14 protein-coding genes are annotated in these 18363 nt (G+C 68.8%); 8 read left to right on the plus strand and 6 right to left on the minus strand.

The window, feature by feature from the left end; translation table 11 throughout:
* Positions 1-60 precede the first annotated feature (60 nt).
* Positions 61-4356, minus strand: coding sequence for a GH92 family glycosyl hydrolase (locus ACFV15_RS34750; protein WP_378355887.1), 4296 nt, complete (start codon positions 4354-4356; stop codon positions 61-63).
* Positions 4357-4702: 346 nt separating this feature from the next.
* On the opposite strand from ACFV15_RS34750, the gene ACFV15_RS34755 reads away from it, so the two are divergent.
* Positions 4703-5188 carry a hypothetical protein gene (locus tag ACFV15_RS34755; RefSeq protein WP_378355889.1) on the plus strand — a complete coding sequence of 162 codons (486 nt, stop codon included), beginning with the start codon at positions 4703-4705 and terminating at the stop codon, positions 5186-5188.
* A 3-nt stretch (positions 5189-5191) separates the two neighbouring features.
* On the opposite strand, the gene ACFV15_RS34760 is transcribed toward ACFV15_RS34755, so the two are convergent.
* Complete coding sequence (locus tag ACFV15_RS34760) at positions 5192-6316, minus strand: FAD-dependent oxidoreductase (RefSeq protein WP_378355891.1); 1125 nt, start codon at positions 6314-6316, stop codon at positions 5192-5194.
* A gap of 70 nt (positions 6317-6386) precedes the next feature.
* Positions 6387-6878: an FBP domain-containing protein gene (locus ACFV15_RS34765; RefSeq protein WP_378355893.1), complete on the minus strand. Its 492-nt coding sequence runs from the start codon at positions 6876-6878 to the stop codon at positions 6387-6389.
* A 70-nt stretch (positions 6879-6948) separates the two neighbouring features.
* On the opposite strand from ACFV15_RS34765, the gene ACFV15_RS34770 reads away from it, so the two are divergent.
* Complete coding sequence (locus tag ACFV15_RS34770) at positions 6949-7533, plus strand: TetR/AcrR family transcriptional regulator (protein ID WP_378355894.1); 585 nt, start codon at positions 6949-6951, stop codon at positions 7531-7533.
* Here the strand turns inward: ACFV15_RS34770 and ACFV15_RS34775 are convergent.
* Positions 7508-7837, minus strand: coding sequence for a putative quinol monooxygenase (locus tag ACFV15_RS34775; RefSeq protein ID WP_378355896.1), 330 nt, complete (start codon positions 7835-7837; stop codon positions 7508-7510). The two genes, ACFV15_RS34770 and ACFV15_RS34775, sit on opposite strands and share 26 nt — an antisense overlap.
* Positions 7838-7925: 88 nt before the next feature.
* Here ACFV15_RS34775 and ACFV15_RS34780 point away from each other — a divergent pair, with 88 nt between their 5' ends.
* A complete protein-coding gene (locus ACFV15_RS34780) occupies positions 7926-8498 on the plus strand; it encodes a CGNR zinc finger domain-containing protein (RefSeq protein ID WP_378355898.1) in 573 nt (190 codons plus the stop codon).
* Between the two features lie 344 nt (positions 8499-8842).
* Here ACFV15_RS34780 and ACFV15_RS34785 read toward each other — a convergent pair whose 3' ends face one another.
* Both ACFV15_RS34785 and ACFV15_RS34790 read right to left on the minus strand, forming a co-directional pair.
* A complete protein-coding gene (locus ACFV15_RS34785; protein ID WP_378355900.1) occupies positions 8843-10126 on the minus strand; it encodes a M20/M25/M40 family metallo-hydrolase in 1284 nt (427 codons plus the stop codon).
* Complete coding sequence (locus tag ACFV15_RS34790; RefSeq protein ID WP_378355902.1) at positions 10119-10946, minus strand: M55 family metallopeptidase; 828 nt, start codon at positions 10944-10946, stop codon at positions 10119-10121. The genes ACFV15_RS34785 and ACFV15_RS34790 overlap by 8 nt, the downstream gene beginning before the upstream one ends.
* A gap of 278 nt (positions 10947-11224) precedes the next feature.
* On the opposite strand from ACFV15_RS34790, the gene ACFV15_RS34795 reads away from it, so the two are divergent.
* The 5 genes from ACFV15_RS34795 to mptB all read left to right on the plus strand — a co-directional run bounded on the left by ACFV15_RS34795 (position 11225) and on the right by mptB (position 18268).
* Positions 11225-13036, plus strand: coding sequence for an ABC transporter substrate-binding protein (locus ACFV15_RS34795; protein ID WP_378355904.1), 1812 nt, complete (start codon positions 11225-11227; stop codon positions 13034-13036).
* A 10-nt stretch (positions 13037-13046) separates the two neighbouring features.
* Positions 13047-14081: an ABC transporter permease gene (locus tag ACFV15_RS34800; protein WP_378355906.1), complete on the plus strand. Its 1035-nt coding sequence runs from the start codon at positions 13047-13049 to the stop codon at positions 14079-14081.
* A complete protein-coding gene (locus tag ACFV15_RS34805; protein ID WP_378355908.1) occupies positions 14078-15001 on the plus strand; it encodes an ABC transporter permease in 924 nt (307 codons plus the stop codon). The genes ACFV15_RS34800 and ACFV15_RS34805 overlap by 4 nt, the downstream gene beginning before the upstream one ends.
* A complete protein-coding gene (locus ACFV15_RS34810) occupies positions 14998-16629 on the plus strand; it encodes a dipeptide ABC transporter ATP-binding protein (protein WP_378355910.1) in 1632 nt (543 codons plus the stop codon). The genes ACFV15_RS34805 and ACFV15_RS34810 overlap by 4 nt, the downstream gene beginning before the upstream one ends.
* A gap of 85 nt (positions 16630-16714) precedes the next feature.
* Positions 16715-18268: a polyprenol phosphomannose-dependent alpha 1,6 mannosyltransferase MptB gene (gene mptB, locus ACFV15_RS34815; RefSeq protein WP_378355912.1), complete on the plus strand. Its 1554-nt coding sequence runs from the start codon at positions 16715-16717 to the stop codon at positions 18266-18268.
* The last annotated feature ends 95 nt before the right edge of the window (positions 18269-18363 follow it).

Here is an 18363-nt window from a genome sequence, read left to right on the forward strand (position 1 = left end):
GCGTGGTGGGCGTGTGCGGTGGGGGGGCGTTACCCCCCCCCCCCAACGCTCACGAGTCCTTTAGAACTTGGCGCACTGCCCGGCCGAAGGGCCACGCACCGTGTTGCTCAGCGAGTAGTCCGACGGCGCCGGCGAGTTGGCCGCGCAGGCCAGCGGCCCGCCGACCGAGCTCGCCGTGAGCACCGGACCGTGGTTACCGGTCAAAGTGACCGGGCCCGCGATGTCCGCCTGCTCGATCGAGACCGTGCCCTTGGTGCCGGTGATCGACACCGGGCCGCCGACCTTGGTCCCGTTCAGCACGACCTGCTCGGCGTTGGCCGACGACAGCGGGCCGCCGATCGAACCGCCGGTGGCGATCAGGGTCGCGCCCGGCGCGACCGTGACCGGGCCGGTGACCGTCGCGTCGTCGAGGCACACCGTGCCGGTGACGGTCAGCGGTCCGGCGTGGGTGCCGGTGATCGTCTTCGAGCACGTGGCGTCCGGCTTGCCGAGCAGTTCGAACTCGGCGAGCGACATGGTGCCGCCGGAGGTGGCGGTGACCTCGAGGCGGTAGTACTTGAAGTGCGCCGGGTTGGTCACCTTGAACGCCCGTGTCTGCTGGCGCCACTGGAAGGACTGGTCGGTGCGCTCGTCGGCGACCGCCCAGTTGACTCCGTCGTAGGAACCCTTGAGTGTCCAGCTCTTCGCGTCACCAGGGACCTTGGCCGAGGTGAGCGTGTACATCGTGGCCGCCTCCTTGGTCGAGTTGAGCTGGTACTGGATGGGCGCGGTCACGACGGACTCGGTGCGCGAGGTGTTGTCGAAGATCGACTTCACCGCGTTGACGTCCACCGCGGCACCGGTGGCCGTGCCCTTGCCTGGCCCGGTCAGGTCGTGCAGCGGGGACGGCGCCGCGTCGCCGGTGGTGATCGACGTCGGCGCGTCGTTCGGGCCGGTGCCCCACTTCGAGGGGTTGGGGCCCATGTCGAAGTCGAGCGTGCCGCCCTTGGCGATCAGGTCCTGCGGGATCGACGTGGACGAGTACGCCTTGCCGTTGACGCGCAGGCCCTGCACGTAGATGTTCTTCGCGTTGTTCTTCGGCGCGTTGATCACCAGGTTCTTGCCACCGGCGAGGTGGATGGTCGCCTTGGTGAACAGCGGGGAGCCGATAGCGTAGTTCGGGCTGCCCATCTGGAGCGGGTAGAAGCCGAGTGCGCTGAACGTCCACCAGGCCGACTGCTCGCCGTTGTCCTCGTCGCCGGCGTAGCCCTGGCCGATCTCGCTGCCGGTGTAGAGGCGTCCGAGTGCTTCACGGACCTTGGCCTGGGTCTTGGACGGCTGGCCCGCGTAGTCGTACATGTACATCGTGTGGTGTGACGCCTGGTTGGAGTGGCCGAGCTGGCCCATCCGGACGTCGCGGGCTTCGCGCATCTCGTGGATGACGCCGCCGTAGGAGCCGGGGAAGTTGGCGGTCTCCTGGTCGGCGAAGAACGCGTCGAGCTTCTTGGCGAGGCCTTCCTTGCCGCCGTAGAGGTTGGCGAGGCCTTGGCCGTCCTGGGGTACGGAGAACGCCATGCCCCAGCCGTCGGTTTCGGTGTAGTCGATGCCCCAGACGCGGGGGTCGTACTCGGCCTTGGAGCGGGTGAACTTGCCCGCGGCGTCGCGTCCCTGGAAGAAGCCGACGCTGGGGTCGAAGACGTTCACGTACTGCTGGGCGCGGCTGGTGAAGTACTCGTAGTTGGCGAGGTATTCCTGCTTGCGTGGGTCGGTGGCGGGTGCTTCGTCGTAGAGCTTCTTCGACAGGTTGGCGATGCCGAAGTCGTTGACGTAGCCCTCGATGGACCAGGAGAAGCCGTGTTCGGCGGTGTTGGGGGCGTAGCCGAGGAACATGCCCTCGTCGGCACCCTTGCGGCCGACCGCGTTGTTGGGCGGGGTGACGGTGGCGTTTCTGAGTGCCGCGTCGTAGGAGGATTTGACGTCGAAGTTCTTGACGCCCTTGAGGTAGGCGTCGGCGAAGGCGACGTCGGAGCTGGTGCCGGTCATCAGGTCGGCGTAGCCGGGTGAGGACCAGCGTGAGATCCAGCCGCCGTCGCGGTATTGCTGGACGAAGCCGTCGATCATCTTGCCTGCCATGTCAGGCGTGAGGAGCGAGTAGGCGGGCCAGGTGGTGCGGTAGGTGTCCCAGAAGCCGTTGTTGACGTAGGTCTGGCCGTCGACGATCTTCGAGCCGGTCTGGGTGGGGGTGTCCACGCCGGTCTTCGGTGAGACGAAGCTGGCGTACTTGTAGGCCGGTGCGGCCGGGGTGCCGGTGTTCTCGTGCCCGGAGTTGGGGTAGAGGAACAGGCGGTAGAGGTTGGAGTACAGCGTGGTCAGCTGGTCCTTGGAGGCGCCTTCGACCTCGATGACGCTGAGTTTCTCGTCCCAGGCCTTCTGTGCGGCGTCGCGGACGGTTTCCAGTGTCGCGGTGGGTGCGATTTCCTGTGCGAGGTTCTTCTTGGCCTGATCGACGCTGATCAGGGAGGTGGCGATGCGCATGTTCACGGTCTGGCCGGTGAAGCGCAGGTAGCCGCGGACGTTGTCGCGGCCTTCGCCGGGGAGTTTGCCGCCGGCGGTGACCGGCTTGTCGAAGGTGGCGTAGACGAACATGCGGCCGGCGCCGGCGGAGAGGCCGCTCTTGGCGTCGGTGTAGCCGCTCAGTGTGCCGCCCGCGGTGTCGAGGGTGAGGCCGCCGCTGTTGTTGATGTTGTCGAAGATGAGGCTGGAGTCGTTGCCGGGGAAGGTGAACCGGAACAGGGCCGCGTGGTCGGTGGGCGCGAGTTCTGTCTTGATGCCGTTTTCGAACTGCACGCCGTAGTAGTGGGCGCGTGCGGTTTCGTTCTCGTGCTTGAAGGCCAGCTGGCGCTTCTCGCGGTTGGCGTCGGGGACGCCGGTGGCGAGTGACGGCATGACCTGGAAGCTTTGGCGGTCACCCATCCAGGGGCTGGGTTCGTGGCTGGCGCTGAACGACTGCAGTGTCGGCAGGTTCTGGGCGTTGTTGCCGGAGTGGTAGTCGTAGAGCCAGCTGTTGGAGCCGGCGTCGGTGACGGGGGTCCAGAAGTTGAAGCCGTGCGGGACGGCGGTGGCGGGGAAGTTGTTGCCGCGCGAGAAGGTGCTGTTTGCGAGGGTGCCGCGGGTGGTCAGCACGTTGTCCGTCGGCCGCTTGCTGGCGGGCGGGGTCGGGGTGGCCGAGATCTTGATGTCGTCGAGCCAGCCCTGCAGCACGCCGGGGCCGTTGGGGTTGTCGTAGCCGACGAGGATGCGGTCGATGGTCTTGCCCGCGGCGAGTGCGATGTTGGAGCGGACGAGGTTCCATTGGTTGGTGTAGAGGACCTTGCTCGCGCCCTGGCCCTGCGGGGTGAGCGGGAAGCCGTACTGGTCGACGGCGCCGAGCTGGCTGAGGTAGGTGCCGTCGGTGAAGGCGAGGTCGACGGCGACGTTGGTGCTCGGGTACTTCAGATCGTCTTTGATGAACTGGGGCTGGACCTTGTACGAGAGCTCAGTGGTGCCGGTGACGGGGATGTCGACGTCGAAGATCTTGTTGTAGGACCAGCCGTGTCCGGCGACGGTCTGGCTGCCGGAGTAGCGGTAGGCGCGCAGTCCGGTGAAGCCGACGCGGTTCTTGTTGGTGTAGCCGGCGGTGGGGCCGGAGTCGGGGAAGCTGCGCATGTTCGGCAGCGGCGGCGGCGCGGGCTCGTCGTTGGCGAGGAGCAGTTCGGCGACCTGCATGATCGGGCCGCCGTTGTTGCGGGTGACGTCGTAGCGGAAGTATTTGAAGGCCGCGGTGGGCGCGGCGAGCTTGTAGTCCTTCTGCTGGAAGCGGTCGCTGAACGTCTGGTTCGTCTGCTTGTCGATGTCGGTCCAGGTCAGCGCGTCGTTGGAGCCTTGGAGTGCCCAGTCCTTGGGGTCGCGCTCGGGGGCGTCGTTGGCCGAGGTGACCGCGTAGTGGGTGATCGAGACCGGCTCGGAGAGCGTGATCTGTTCCCAGGCGGTGGGGGTCCAGGCGAGCCATTTGGTGTCGGCGGTGCCGTCGACGAGGTTGGGCGAGTCCTCGTTGCCTGCGGTGTTCTCGCTGCTGGCGCTGGTCTCGGTGACGCGGCCGCGGATGTCGCCGGGGATGGCGGTGCCGTTGGCGCCGTTGACGCCGAACGCCTTCTGCTTGCCTTGTGCGTCGGTTTCGACGGTGTCGTTCCAGGTCGGCTGGGGTTCGCCGGTCTCGAACGAGGAGTAGAAGTCCGGCGGGGCTTCGGCGTGCGCGGTCGTGGGGACGGCGGCCAGGCCTGCGGCTATGACAACGACGGACAGCGCGGAGCTGAGCGTTGTTCTGGCGCTTCGGGGCATCGTTGCTCCAAGCTCTTCTAGCGGGGCGACATCGGGGCGCGCGGGGGAGCGCTCAGAGAGGCAACCTCGCGGGTGACATCGATGTCAAGACCGGTGGCGGATCCTGGCCCGAATCGGACAAGGGGAGCGTCCGTCCGGGTTATCGCCTCCCTTGATGACGCTCACCTGGAGTCGGGGGGGGGGGGGGGGGGGTTGGTGGGGGGCGAGCCCACCCACCACCGGCCGGCCCTGGGGGGGGGCGGGGGGGTTTTCCCCCCCCTTTTTTCGCCCCCCCGGGGGTGTGGTTTGGTTTGGGGCCGTTACCCCCCGGCCATACCACTCACGACCAGGTCAAAGCCGTTGCTGTGTGAGCGGATGGATCAACGGTTCCGGAATTATCGCTGGTTCGTCGTCCACTGAAGGCGGCTACAGCGCTGTCCGCTGGGATGTCGCGGGCAAGGCGACCGACGTCGGTGTGGAAGTGGGGAACCTCAGCGAGGTGTTGGCGATCAATGAGCGGGGGATCATGGCCGGTCAGGTCAGCGAGGCCGGCAAGTACCGCGTGGTGCGTTGGGACGAGCAGGGCCAGGCGACGCGACTGCCCACGCTAGGTGGGGCGGCGAGCAGGTTCCGTGCGCTCAATGGCGAGGGCATGGTCGTCGGCGAGGCTGATTCCGCCGACCGGCTCAGTGTGCCGGTTTACTGGGATCGGGATGGGCAGGTCTTCGCACTGCCGCCGGTAGCCGCCGACGAGCCCTACGCCGTCAGCGACATTAACGACCACGGCGTGATCGTTGGCTCGGCGATCGTGCCTGACCAGTACTTCCGTGCCGTGGTGTGGCGCACGCGGTGAGTGTCAGGCGTGGGCGGTCATGAGGTCGATCAGGCCGTGGGGTGCGTTCGCGTCGAAGCAGAGTTCGAGGTTGCCGGCCGACTCGCGTGCCGCTTCCTCGCTGCGGGGGAAGAGCGCTGACTCGTAGGCCGTGAGTGCCTTCTCGAGGTCGGTGGGGGCGGCGATGATCGCGGCGGCGAGTTCGGCGCCGTCGATCATCGCGAGGTTGGCGCCCTCACCGGCGAAGGGGGACATCACGTGTGCGGCGTCGCCGAGGAGGGTGACGCCGGGGGTGCGCGGCCAAGCGTGGCCGACCGGGAGCGCGTGGATGGGGCGGGGGACGAGTGGGCCGTCGGCGTCGGTGATGAAGGCGCGCAGGCTGTCGTCCCAGTCTTCGAAGTGGCGCAGCAGCACGGTTTTGGTGTTCGACGGGTTGAGGGTGGTGACCCAGTCCGCGTCGGTTTTGAGTGCGCAGTAGACGTGCAGGCGGTCGCCGGGTTCGCGGTGGGCGAGGAAGCCTTTCTGGTCGCCGAGTGCGAAGAGCATGCCGCCGCCGATGATCGCGGCGCTTTCGGGGTGGCGGGTGTCGGCGTCGTCGAGGGTGAGTTCGACGAAGGACAGGCCCGAGTAGGCCGGGGTCGCGGGCGAGACGAGCGGGCGGATCTTGGACCAGGCGCCGTCGGCGCCGATGAGCAGGTCGGTGGTGAAGGTGCCGCCGTCGGCGAGTGTCACCTCGTGACGGCCGTCGCCGAGCGGGGTCGCGCCGGTGATTTTGGTGCCCCAGCGGATGGTTCCGGCGGGCAGTGAGTCGAGCAGGAGGCCGCGGAGGGTTTCGCGCTGGATCTCGGGGCGGTCGCCGGTGCCGTCGTCTTCGCTGGCGAGGTGGACGGTGGCGTGGCGGTCGATGATGCGGGTTTCCTGGCCACCGTCGTGGACGGCGGCCAGGAACCGCTCGTGCAGGCCCGCCGCGCGCAGCGCGGCTTGGCCGGTTTCCTCGTGCAGGTCGAGCATGCCGCCCTGGGGGCGGGCGGTGGGGGAGGCTTCGAGGTCGAACACGGCGGTCTCGATACCGCCGAGGTGCAGGACCCTGGCGAGGGTGAGGCCGCCGAGTCCGGCGCCGATGATCGCGATGGGGTGATGGGTGGTCATGGTGACTCCTTGGTGGTCGGCCGGCTTGCCACCCACCTTACACGAACATGTTCGTCACGAACATGTTCGCTCACGCGTTCACCTTGTCGAGGAATCCCGCGAGGTTGGCCGCGGTCCGCTCGATCAGCTCCTCCACGCTCAAGGACTCGTGCAGCCTGCCGCCGTTGCCCGCGTCCTTTTTCCCGCGCAGGTAAAGGGAACAGGCCAGGTCGGCGCAGATGTACGAGCCCACCGAGTTGCCCTGGCGGCCTTCCGGCCCTGCCTTGCGCGCGGTCATCAGCGAGACGCCGTCGCCGGAATGTGTGGTCAGGCACAGCGAGCACATGCTGCGCCGCGCCAGCCCGGCCTGCGCGGCCCGGCGCAACGCGATGCCCACGAGCCCGTCTTCGGATTCGGCGACGATGTAGGACCGCTCGGGCGACGCGGGATCGCGCCAGCCGAGGAAGTCGAGGTCGTCCCAGGGACGTTCGGCGAGGTCCTTCGGCACGGCGAGCCGCTTGGCCTCGCCTTTGGTGCAGTTGATGAACGATGTGCGGATTTCTTGCTCGGTTACTGGTCTCACACGATCGAAGCTAGCTTTCCTAGGATGCTTAGGCAAATAACTAAAGCCTCTAGGAAACGGGGAGTGAGCCATGGCACGTGCGGGCCTGACCGCGGACCGGCTGACCGAGGCGGCGGCCGAACTGGCCGACGAGGTCGGCTTCGGGAACGTGACCGTCTCCGCGCTCGCCCGCCGCTTCGGTGTCAAGGACGCGAGCCTGTATTCGCACGTCAAGAACGCGCGTGACCTGCGGATCCGCACCTCGGCGCTGGCGCTGGGCGAACTCGCCGACCGCGTCGCGGCCGCGCTCGCCGGCCGATCGGGCAAGGAGGCGCTGGTCGCGTTCGCCAACGCCTACCGTGACTACGCGACCGGACACCCCGGCCGCTACGCCGCCGCGCAGCTCGAGATCGACCCGGACAGCGTGGCCGCCGAGCCCGCGCGCAGGCACGCCGCGCTCACCCGGGCGCTCCTGCGCGGCTACGGGCTGGCCGAGCCCGCCGAGACCGACGCGGTCCGCCTGTTGCACAGCACTTTCCACGGCTACGTGAGCCTGGAACGCGGCGGCGGTTTCAGTCATCAGGCCCGCGGCGCGGACGCCTCGTGGAACGCCGTGCTGGACGCGCTCGACCTGACGCTCCGGCAGTGGCCTACCGGCTCCGGTCGAAAAACGTGAAGTCCGCGCGGAGCGGTTCCCAGACGTGCATCGTCCTGGGCGTGCGGAGGATCTCGGCCAGTCGTCGCTCGTAGGGAAGCCGGTACGGGCGGGTCATCTGGACCTCGAAGAACTCGGCCCGGTCGGCCCAGGTCTCGTAGAGCATGAACCGGTTCGGGTCGTCCGGATCCCGGTGCTGCACGGTGTTGATGAACGTCGGTTCGTGCCGCATCGCGTCCAGCACCGGCCGCGACAGCCGCAGGTACTCCTCGGCGTGCCCGTCGAGCACATGGATGGACACGATCAACGCGATGGGTGTGGTCACGAGCGACACTCCTCAGAAAGGCACTGGTTAAACCAGTGCCTTTCTAGCCGGTTCGAGCGATGTTTGTCCACCGGTTATAGTGGTGCCCGTGGAGCGGCGTACCAAGCGGGACTTCAGATTCGGCGTCACCCGGTTGTGCTTCACGCTCCCGGCGACGCTGGGCGACCGAGGCCTGCCGACTCCCTACGAACGACTCGAGGAGCCCGCGGATCTGGCCAGATGGTGCGTCGAGGCCGGCCTGCTGCCCACTCCGCCGGTCGTCGACGAGCGGGATCTCGAGGCGGCTTGGGCCTTGCGCGAGACGATCCAGCGGACGGGCGTGGCCATCGCAGGCGGGGCGCCGCCGCGCGAGCGCGACGTGGCGAGCATCAACCGCGCCGCGGCCGCCGTCCCGCTCGTGCCGAGGCTGAGCGCCGACGGCACGAGCTCGCACTGGTCGGGCACCACAGTGGACAGTGTGCTTTCGCTGCTCGCGCGGGACGCGATCGACCTGTTCGCCGGACCGCTGCGCGGACGCGTCAAGATCTGCGCCGACGAGACCTGTCTCGGCCTGTTCGTCGACGAGTCACGGCCCGGGCAGCGCCGCTGGTGCTCGATGAGCACCTGCGGCGACAAGGCGAAGAAGTCGGCCTACCGCGCCCGCCTGCGCTCCCAAAACTGAAGCCCGAAAGTGGCCACCAGGCACGCTCAGCTCAGTCGCCCGTCGTAGCGGCCGAGCGCACAAACGCCACTTATGCAACGCTCAGCGACACATACGCCCCGTTCGTTCCTCCCAACCCACCCCAAAACTTACGCAAAAGCGACAATGTCAGACAAAAAGAGCCAGCGTGGGTCCTTTGTGGACGCTCTTTGGGTGGTTGTCGAGGCGAGTTGATCTTCGCGAAACCCGAGTTGTGGCCCAGAACCCAGACTCGGGTCGCACGAATTTGCCGGGCCTCTGAAAACTGAAGCCCGAAAGTGGCTTTCGGCAGATGAGACCTGACGAAAGCCACTTTCGGGCATCGGCTAGCAGGTGGTCAGGAAACGTTCCAGGACCCGGGCGCCGAAGCGCAGGCCCTCGACCGGCACCCGCTCGTCCACGCCGTGCGCCATCGCCCGGTACGGGAAACCCGGCGGCAGGTAGAGCGGCGCGAAGCCGTAGCAGTCGATGCCGAGCGGGCTGAACGCCTTGGCGTCCGTGCCGCCGCCCATGCAGTACGGGACCACGACCGCCTCGGGGTCCTCGGCGCGCAGCGCGTCGGCCATCGCGTCGAACCACGGCGAGTCGATGCGGGCCTCCACCGGCGGCTGGTGCGCGACGAACTCGCGCTCGACGTCGCCGAGCAGCACGTCCAGCTCCGCGAACAGCGCCTCCTCGGTACCGGGCAGCACCCGGACGTCGACCTGCGCGGTCGCGATCGAGGGGATGACGTTGACCTTGTAGCCGGCGTCGAGCATGGTCGGGGTGGTGCTGTTGCGCACCGTCGGCACGACCAGCGAGCCCGCCGGGCCCAGGCGCGCGACCGTTCCGTCCACATCGGACAGATCGACCGGGATGCCGAGTGCCTTGCCGGTGCGTTCGAGGAACGCGCGCACGGTCGGGGTGAGGTTGACCGGCCAGCGGTGCGCGGCGATCCGGTGCAGCGCGCCGACGAGCTTGGTCACCGCGTTGTCGTCGTTGGGGCGTGAGCCGTGCCCGGCCCGGCCACGCGCGGTCAGGCGCAGGTGCGCGGTGCCGCGCTCGGCCGTGCCGACGGGGTACAGCCGCACGTCGCGGCCCTGCGCGTCGGGCACGTGATAGGTGTAGCCGCCGGACTCGCTGATCGCGGCCACGCAGCCATCGAACAGGTCGCGGTGCTCGGTGGCGAGCCAGTGCGCGCCGTACTCGCCCTTGTCCTCCTCGTCGGCGACGAACGCCAGCACGATGTCGCGGCGCGGGCGCAGCGCCGGAGTGAAGGACAGCACCATCGCGATGAAGTCCTTCATGTCGACCGCGCCGCGGCCCCACAGGCAGTCCTCGCGGACCTCGCCGGAGAACGGCGGGACCGTCCAGTCGGCGGCGTCGGCGGGCACCACGTCGAGGTGGCCCTGCACCAGCATGCCGGGCAGGGACGGGTCGGTGCCGGGAATGCGGGCCACCACGTTCGCCCGGCGCGGCGCCGATTCGATGATCTTCGGTTCGATACCCGCGTCCGACAGGCGCGCCGCGACGTACTCGGCGGCCTCGCGCTCGCCCTCGGCGTCGCCGTTGCCGCGGTTGGTGGTGTCGAAGCGGATCAGGTCCGCGCACAGTTCGACGACGTCAGCCATAGATTCCCTGCACAGCCCCCGCCGCGATGGCGGTCACGATCTTGAAGGCCTTCATGGCCTCGGTCATGTTCGGCGCGTCGAAGCCGACCCGGCGCACCCCGATCTGTTCCACGGTCGGGATGACGGCGGCGGCCGCGGCGAGGTGGCTCGCGTCGAACTCGACCTCGATGCGGTGCGTGCCCGGCGACGGCTCGGTCCGCCCGGCACGTTTCATGCTCTCCTCGGCGGCCCCGGTGAGCAGCGACGCGGTGACCGAGGGCGGCGTGCAGATCGCGGCGTAGCGGCTGACGCATTCCTTGACCTGCACCATCGACGCGCCGGGCGCGTAGTCGAGCGCGTCCTCGACGGTCTTGTCGTCGCCGGAGACCATCAGCACCGGCACGCCGTACTCCGCGGCCATGCCCGCGTTGAGCCTGCCCTCGCTGGCCAGCACCCCGTCGAGCCACACGCCGGTGATCTGGTTCTCCATATAGGTGTGCGACAGGACGCCGTCGACACCGGCCGCGGCGTGATAGCCGAGGAACACGACACCGTCCACGCCGGATTCGATGCCCTGCATCATCGACAGCGGCTTGTGCCGCCCGGTGAGCATCCGCGCGCGGGGATCGAGGTCCTCCAGCAGCAGGTTGCGCTGCGACGAGTGCGCCTCGTTGACCAGCACGTCCGTCGCGCCGCCCGCGTGGAGCCCGGCGATGGTGGCGTTGACGTCACCGGTGAACATGCGCCGGAATCGTTGCCACTGCTCGGTTCCCGGGATGACGTCGTCGGTCCACGTGACGCCGGTGGCGCCTTCCATGTCGGCCGAGAGCAAGATCCGCATGGCGGGGACTCTAGCCGAGCCTCACCCGGCAGCAGGTCGGGAACACTCACGAGCCGTTGTCGCCGCGGAATTGCGCGAGCATTCGCCTTTGGTGGAATTGCTCGCCGAAAAGACGTTACTGGCGGTTCTGATCATCAGTGTCGGCCGTCACCCCTATGATCCGCGTAGCGCTCTAGTCACGGGTTGGCATTGACGGTGGTCAATCATTGACAGCGGGCCTTACGGGGTGGTTTGTTCTTCGCCTTGGGGCGGGACCAATCGAGAAAACTGAGGTGGTCATGGTGCGTTTTTCCGGCCGAAGGCTCGGCGCGGCGGTACTGGCGGGGATGCTCGCGGTGGCGCCGTTCGCGGCACCCGCGCAGGCACAACAGGGCAAGACGCTGCGGGTGGCGCTGCTCACCGGCATCGATCACCTGAACCCCTTCACCGCCGAACTGCTGGCAGCCACCCAGGTCGGGCGCCTGAACTACGAGTTCCTCACGCTGCCCTCGGCCGAGAACGCCCAGCCCACCGGCGGCATCGCCGAGTCGTGGTCGGCCTCTGACGACAAGCTGACCTGGACCTACAAGATCCGCCCGAACATGAAGTGGTCCGACGGCAAGCCGCTCACCGCCAAGGACGCCGCCTTCACGTTCAACAAGATGCTCACCGACGCCACCGCGCGCACCGCGAACGGCAGCTACGTCACCAACTTCGACACCGTCACGGCCACCGACGACGCGACGCTGGTCATCAAGACCAAGACGCCGCAGGCCACGATGACCGCGCTCGACGTGCCGATCGTGCCCGAGCACATCTGGGCGCCGATCGCCGACCTGAAGGACCCGAAGACCGACTCGATGGACGTCGTCGGCGTCGGCAGTGGCCCGTACCTGCTGACCGAGTACAAGCAGAACGAGTTCGTGAAGTTCAAGGCGAACAAGGACTACTGGCGCGGCGCGCCCAAGATCGACTCGGTGCAGCTGCTGAAGTTCAGCGACGCCGAAGCCGCGGTGAACGCGTTGAAGCAGAACGAGGTCGACGTCATCAACCGGCTCACCCCGACCCAGTTCGACGCGCTCAAGGGCCAGCCCGGCATCGCCACCAACGAGGCGCCGGGGCGCCGTTACAACGAGATCAGCTTCAACCACGGCGTGATGACCGTCGACAACAAGCCGCTCGGCAACGGCAATCCCGCGCTCAAGGACATCAAGCTCCGCAAGGCGCTCGCGCAGGCCATCGACCCGCAGACCATTGTGGACCGGGTGATGTCCGGGCACGGCAAGGTCGGCACCGGCGTCATCCCCACCGCCTACTCCGCCTACCACTGGCAGCCCGCCGCCGGTGAGCTGCCCAAGTTCGACCTCGCCGCCGCGGGCGCCGCGCTCGACGCCGCCGGCTACGCCAAGGGCCCCGACGGCGTCCGCACCGTCCCCGGTGGCGGCAAGCTGGAGCTGCGGCTGGCCGGGCACTCGTCCCGCCCGTTCGACCAGCGCACCGCCGAGTACATCAAGGGCTGGTTCAAGGACATCGGCGTCACGGTGACCCCCGACCTCGTCTCCGACGAGGAGCTCAACGACCGCACCAGCGCGGGCAACTACGACCTGGCCATCTCCGGCTACTCGACCAGCCCCGACCCGGACTACGCGCTCTCGCTGCAGACCTGCGCCCAGCGGCCCAACGCCGAGGGCAAGGGCGGCAGCACCGACAACTTCTTCTGCGACGCCGAGTACGAAGAGCTCTACAAGCAGCAGCTCGCGGAGTTCGACCCGGCCAAGCGCGCCGACATCGTGAAGAAGGCACAGGCCCGGTTCGCCAGCCAGACCGTCACCGTCGTGCTCGACTACGACAACGTGCTCGAGGCCTACCGCTCGGACAACTTCTCCTCGTTCACCAAGCAGCCGCAGCCCGAGGGCGCGATCCTCGAGCAGATGGGCTACTGGGGCTACTACGGCGCCACCCCCGCCGCGGGCCAGGCCGCGTCCTCCGGTGACAGCGGCGGCGGCAACACCGGCCTCTGGATCGGCATCGGCGCCGTCGTGCTGATCGTGCTCGTCGGCGGCGGGGTCGTCCTCGCCAGGCGCGGCAAGTCCGCTGACGACCGGGAGTAGGACCCACACCTTGTCCACCGCACTCAGCTCGCTCGATCCCGCCGCGGCGCTCACCGATCCGGATGAGCGCCGCGGCGGCACCGGCACCCTCAGGTTCGTGCTCGCCAAGGTCGGGGGCGCGCTGGTCAGCCTGGTGCTGGTCATCACGCTCGGCTTCCTGCTCTTCCGCGCGCTGCCGGGCGACCCGCTCGCCACCCGTGTCCGTGACCGGCCCACCGATCCCCAGCAACGCGCCGCGCTGGCCGCCAGCATGGGCCTCGACAAGCCGTTGCCGGAGCAGTTCTGGAACTACTTCAAGAACCTGATCCTGCACGGCGACATGGACAACTCCGTGGCGCAGAGCCGCCCGGTCATCGACATGATCGGCGAACGGGTCTGGCCGACCGTGCTGCTGGTCGGCACCGCGACCTTCCTCGCGGTCGTGCTCGGCGTCTGGCTCGGGGTGCGCTCGGCGTGGAAGCGCGACAGCTTCTTCGACCGCGCCAACACCAGCTTCGCGCTCACCCTGTGGTCGGTGCCGCAGTTCTGGCTCGGCCTGCTGCTGCTGGTCTCCACCAGCGGGCTGTTCCCCAGCCGCGGCATGCACTCGCCCGACGCGGCGCCCGGCTTCTGGCCGCAGACCGTCGACGTCGCGCACCATCTCGCGCTGCCGTGCCTGACACTGCTCGCGGTGTTCTACGCCCAGTACATGCTGATCATGCGCTCGTCGCTGATCGGCGAGATGAACGCCGACTACCTCACCACCGCCCGCGCCAAGGGCCTGCGCGACGACCTCGTCCGCAAACGGCACGCCGTGCCCAACGCGCTGCTGCCGACGGTGACGCTGGTGTTCCTGCAGTTCGGCCTCGTCGTCTCCGGCTCGGTGTCGGTCGAGGCGGTGTTCAGCTGGCCAGGGCTGGGCCTGCTCACCTACGACGCGCTCAAAGGGCCGGACTACCCGGTGCTGCAAGGGGTGTTCATCGTGCTGACCGGCTCGGTGGTGACCATGAACCTGTTCGCGGAACTGCTCTACCGCGTGCTCGATCCGAGGGTGCGTGCCGCATGACGGCCGTCGAAAACACCGAGAACACCGAGAACGCCCGCGCGATCGCCTGGCGACGCCGTCGCGCCTCGGCCGCGAAGGTGTGGCACGAGTTCGCCCGCACCAAGAGCGGGCTCACCGGGCTGGTGCTGCTCGCGGTGATCGTGGTGGCCGCGCTGCTCGCGCCACTGCTCACCGACGAGTCGGGCCTCGACGTCACCAAGGCGGCCGCGGGTCCGTACCAGGCACCCGGCGACGGGTACCTGCTCGGCACCGACGTCGCCGGCCGGTCGGTACTGCTCATGTCCTACTGGGGCGCCAGGGCGACACTGCTGGTCGGCTTCTCCGCCACCGTGCTGTCGGTGCTGCTGGGCACCATCGTCGGCATGGCCGCCGCGCACTTCGGCGGCTGGCTGTCGGCGGTGCTGCTGCGGTTCACCGACTTCTTCCTGGTGCTGCCGTCGCTGGTGCTCGCGCTCGCGCTCGGCGCGGTGCTGCCCAAGAGCCTGTGGACCATCGTGTTCGCCATCGGCATCACCGCGTGGCCGACCACCGCGCGCCTGGTCCGCGCGCAGACACTGACCATCGAGGGCAGGCCCTACATCGAGCGCGCCAAAGCGCTCGGCGGCGGCCACGCCCACATCCTCGGCAAGCACGTCCTGCCGGGCGTGATGCCGCTGGTGCTGGCGAACACCACCCTCGTCGTCGGCAACGCGGTCATCGCCGACGCGACGCTGGCGTTCCTCGGCGTCGGCGACCCGAACGTCATCTCGTGGGGCAACATGCTGCACGAGGTGCTCGCCAACGGTGGCGTCAGCCGCGGCGCCTGGTGGAACGTGCTGCCGCCCGGGCTCTTGATCGTCGCCGTCGTGCTGTGCTTCACGCTCGTCGGGCGCGCGCTGGAGACCGTGTTGGACCCGCAGCTCAAGGGGGAGCGGTCGTGACCGCGCTACTGGAACTCAAAGACCTCACCGTCACCTACCGCACCGGTGGCGGCGACGTCGACGCCGTGCGCGGGGTGAGCCTGAAGCTCGAACCGGGTGACACGCTGGGGGTGGCGGGGGAGTCGGGGTCGGGCAAGTCGACGGTCGCGATGAGCGTGCTGCGCCTGCTGCCCCGCTCGGCGAAGATCAGCGGTGAGATCCTGCTCGACGGCGAAGACGTCACCACCATGAAATGGGGACGGCTGCGTGCCGTCCGCTGGGGCGAGGCCTCCGTGGTGTTCCAGGGCGCGATGCACGCGCTCAACCCGGTCCGCAAGATCGGCGAGCAGATCGCCGAACCACTGCGCATCCACGCCACCGTGCCCGAGTCCCAGGTCAAGGCACGCGTCGCGGAACTGCTCGAACAGGTCGACCTCCCGGCCGCCCGCGCGGGCGCGTACCCGCACGAGCTCTCCGGCGGGCAGAAGCAGCGCGTGATGATCGCGATGGCGCTGGCCTGCGGGCCGCGGCTGATCATCGCCGACGAGCCGACCACCGCGCTCGACGTGATCGTGCAGGCCCAGGTGCTCAACCTGCTCGGCAAGCTCGTCGCCGAACAGGGCATCGGGCTGATCATGATCAGCCACGACCTGTCGGTGCTCGCCTCCACCTGCGCCCGCACCGCGGTCATGTACGACGGCGAACTCGTCGAGCTGCGGCCCAGCGCCGAACTCATGGCTCACCCCGAGCATCCGCACACCCAGGCGCTCGCGGCCGCGTTCCCCACCGTCGGCGACCCGGTGTCCCGGTTCGCGCCCGCCACCAGCACGCCGCTGCCACCCGAACCCGACCGCGCACGCGGCACCGAGGCGCTGCTCTCGGCACAGGACGTGCGCGTGACGTTCAAAGACCGCACCGGCGCGCGGATCAACGCCGTCGCGGGCGTCTCGCTCGACGTGCACCGCGACGAGATCGTCGCGCTGGTCGGCCAGTCCGGCTCCGGCAAGACCACCCTCGCCAGGACACTGCTCGGCCTGCAGCAGCCCACCTCGGGCACCGTGCGCTACCGCGGCGAGGCGATGCCGTCGACCGCCGCCGGTCTCAAGGCCTACCGGCGGCACGTGCAGCTCGTCCTGCAGGACCCGACGAGCGCGCTGAACCCGCGCCACAGCGTCTACGAGGCCGTCGCCGAGGGCCCGCGCATCCACGGCGTCGGCGACGAACGCGCGGTCGTCACCCGCGCGCTGGAGGCCGCCGAGCTAAGGCCCGCGGAGAAGTTCTTCGCGCGGCTGCCGCACGAGCTGTCCGGTGGCCAGCGCCAGCGGGTGGTCATCGCGGGCGCGCTCGCGCTCGACCCCGGCGTGATCGTCGCCGACGAACCCGTCGCCTCGCTCGACGCGTCCGTGCGCGGCGAGATTCTCGCGCTGCTGCTGCGCCTGCGCCGCGAACTCGGCCTCGCGGGCCTGGTGATCACCCACGACCTGGGACTGGCCTGGAACATCGCCGACCGCGTCGCCGTGATGTACCGGGGTGAACTCGTCGAGGTAGGGACCGTCGAAGAAGTGCTGCTGGACCCGAAACACGACTACACGAAGTCGCTGCTCGCGGCACTGCCCGGCGGCGTCAGCGTCCGAACGGCGGTTGACTGATGCGTGCATACACCCTGTCAGGATCGGGAAAAACAGCGTCTGCCGACAGGTGTTACGGCACCGGTGTGTAATCTTCACCATCGACATGGCGACCACTACAGACCCAGCGCCGGAGGCAGACGGCTCGGCGCAGAGCACCTCGGCGGCCACGATGAAACCCCTGGCCGACCGCATCAAGGTGCCTTCACGCTTCCCGTACCGGACCATCGCGATGGGCACCATCGGCAGCACGCTGCTGATGATCGCCGCGCTCGGCGCCGGTGGCATCCTGATCCGCGACCCCGTCCTCGGCCACGGCCCGCTCTCGTGGATCCGCTACGGCCACGGCAGGGCACTCGCGAACGTCTTCCTCTACACCGGCTTCGCGCTCGTGGTGTGGGCCTGGGTGCGCCTGGGCCGCTACGTGCTCGCCGGGCGCATCGGCACCCGGCCCATCCTGGTCGCCGCCGGCTGCTGGATGGCGCCGCTGCTGGTGTCGCCGCCGCTGTTCACCCGTGACGTGTTCTCCTACCTCGGCCAGGGCGCCCAGCTGCTCTACGGGCTCGACCCGTACGACCACGGCCCCGCCGAGCTGAACGTGCTCCCGGACGTCGTGCAGAACGTGCACCCGCTCTGGCAGACCACGCCAGCCCCGTACGGGCCGCTGTTCCTGCTGGTCGCCAAGGGCATCGTCTCCATCACCGGCAACAACATGATCGCCGGCGTCATCCTCACCAGGCTCGTGCTGCTCATCGGCCTCGCGATGATGCTGTGGGCGCTGCCCCGGCTGGTCAAGCACCTCGGCGGCCGCCTGCCGGTCACCATGTGGCTTGCCGTCGCCAGCCCGATGATGGTCATCCACCTCGTCGGCGGCCCGCACAACGACCTGCTGATGCTCGGCTTCCTCACCACCGGCGTGCTCGCCACCCTGGAACGCAAGCACGCGCTGGCCGTGGTGCTGGTGACCATCGGCATGCTGATCAAGCCGACCGCGGCCATCGCGCTGCCGTTCATCGTCTGGATGTGGGCCAACCACCTCGAAGGCGGCACCAAGACCCGCAACTTCTTCCGCGCGCTGCTGCCCGCGCTGGGCATCTTCGTGCCGGTGTTCGTCGCGGGCACCTGGATCTCGCTCGGCTCGTTCAACATCGGCTGGGCGACCGGGCTGAAGGCGCCGACGCTCATCGCGAACTGGCTGAACTTCCCGACCGGCATCGGCGAGATCTTCTACTCGCTCGTGCACATCGTGGTCAACGTCCCGTCCTCGCCGTTCGTCACGGTGTGCCGGGCGATCGCCATGGTCGTGCTCGCCGCGTACCTGGTCCGCCAGTGGTGGCTCGCCCGCGACGGCGGCAACAACGCCGTCTTCCACATGGCACTCGCGCTGCTGGCCGTCGCGATCCTCGCGCCGCCCACCCTGCCGTGGTACCTGACCTGGGGCTTCGTCATCCTGTCGACCTTCAAGTGGCAGCCGAAGCACATGGCGGTCGTCGTCGGCGTCTCGGTCTTCCTGGTCTGCGTCTACTACCCGACCGGCGAACAGGGCCTCTACGACTGGTGGTTCATCGCACTGGTCGTCGCGGCCTCGCTCTACTCGGCGGCGTCACTGCTGCGACCGGACCCGCTCCGCCTGGTCGCCGCCTTCCGCAAGTCCTCGTAACCGGGTCGTGGGGGGTGGGCGAGGCGAGGGGACGAGCGGGCCGACCAACCCCCACACGCCAGAGCAACAGAAAAACCCCCAGCACCCGCACCGAT

Origin of the sequence: Amycolatopsis sp. NPDC059657 (assembly GCF_042734395.1) — a bacterium.
In the GTDB taxonomy this organism is placed as follows: domain Bacteria; phylum Actinomycetota; class Actinomycetes; order Mycobacteriales; family Pseudonocardiaceae; genus Amycolatopsis.

Bases quoted from the DNA above. Each gene is read 5' to 3' on its own strand.
- ACFV15_RS34750 (WP_378355887.1), bottom strand. From the start codon at position 4,356: ATGCCCCGAAGCGCCAGAACAACGCTCAGCTCCGCGCTGTCCGTCGTT.
- ACFV15_RS34760 (WP_378355891.1), bottom strand. From the start codon at position 6,316: ATGACCACCCATCACCCCATCGCGATCATCGGCGCCGGACTCGGCGGC.
- ACFV15_RS34770 (WP_378355894.1), top strand. From the start codon at position 6,949: ATGGCACGTGCGGGCCTGACCGCGGACCGGCTGACCGAGGCGGCGGCC.
- ACFV15_RS34785 (WP_378355900.1), bottom strand. From the start codon at position 10,126: ATGGCTGACGTCGTCGAACTGTGCGCGGACCTGATCCGCTTCGACACC.
- ACFV15_RS34790 (WP_378355902.1), bottom strand. From the start codon at position 10,946: ATGCGGATCTTGCTCTCGGCCGACATGGAAGGCGCCACCGGCGTCACG.
- ACFV15_RS34795 (WP_378355904.1), top strand. From the start codon at position 11,225: ATGGTGCGTTTTTCCGGCCGAAGGCTCGGCGCGGCGGTACTGGCGGGG.
- ACFV15_RS34805 (WP_378355908.1), top strand. From the start codon at position 14,078: ATGACGGCCGTCGAAAACACCGAGAACACCGAGAACGCCCGCGCGATC.
- mptB (WP_378355912.1), top strand. From the start codon at position 16,715: ATGGCGACCACTACAGACCCAGCGCCGGAGGCAGACGGCTCGGCGCAG.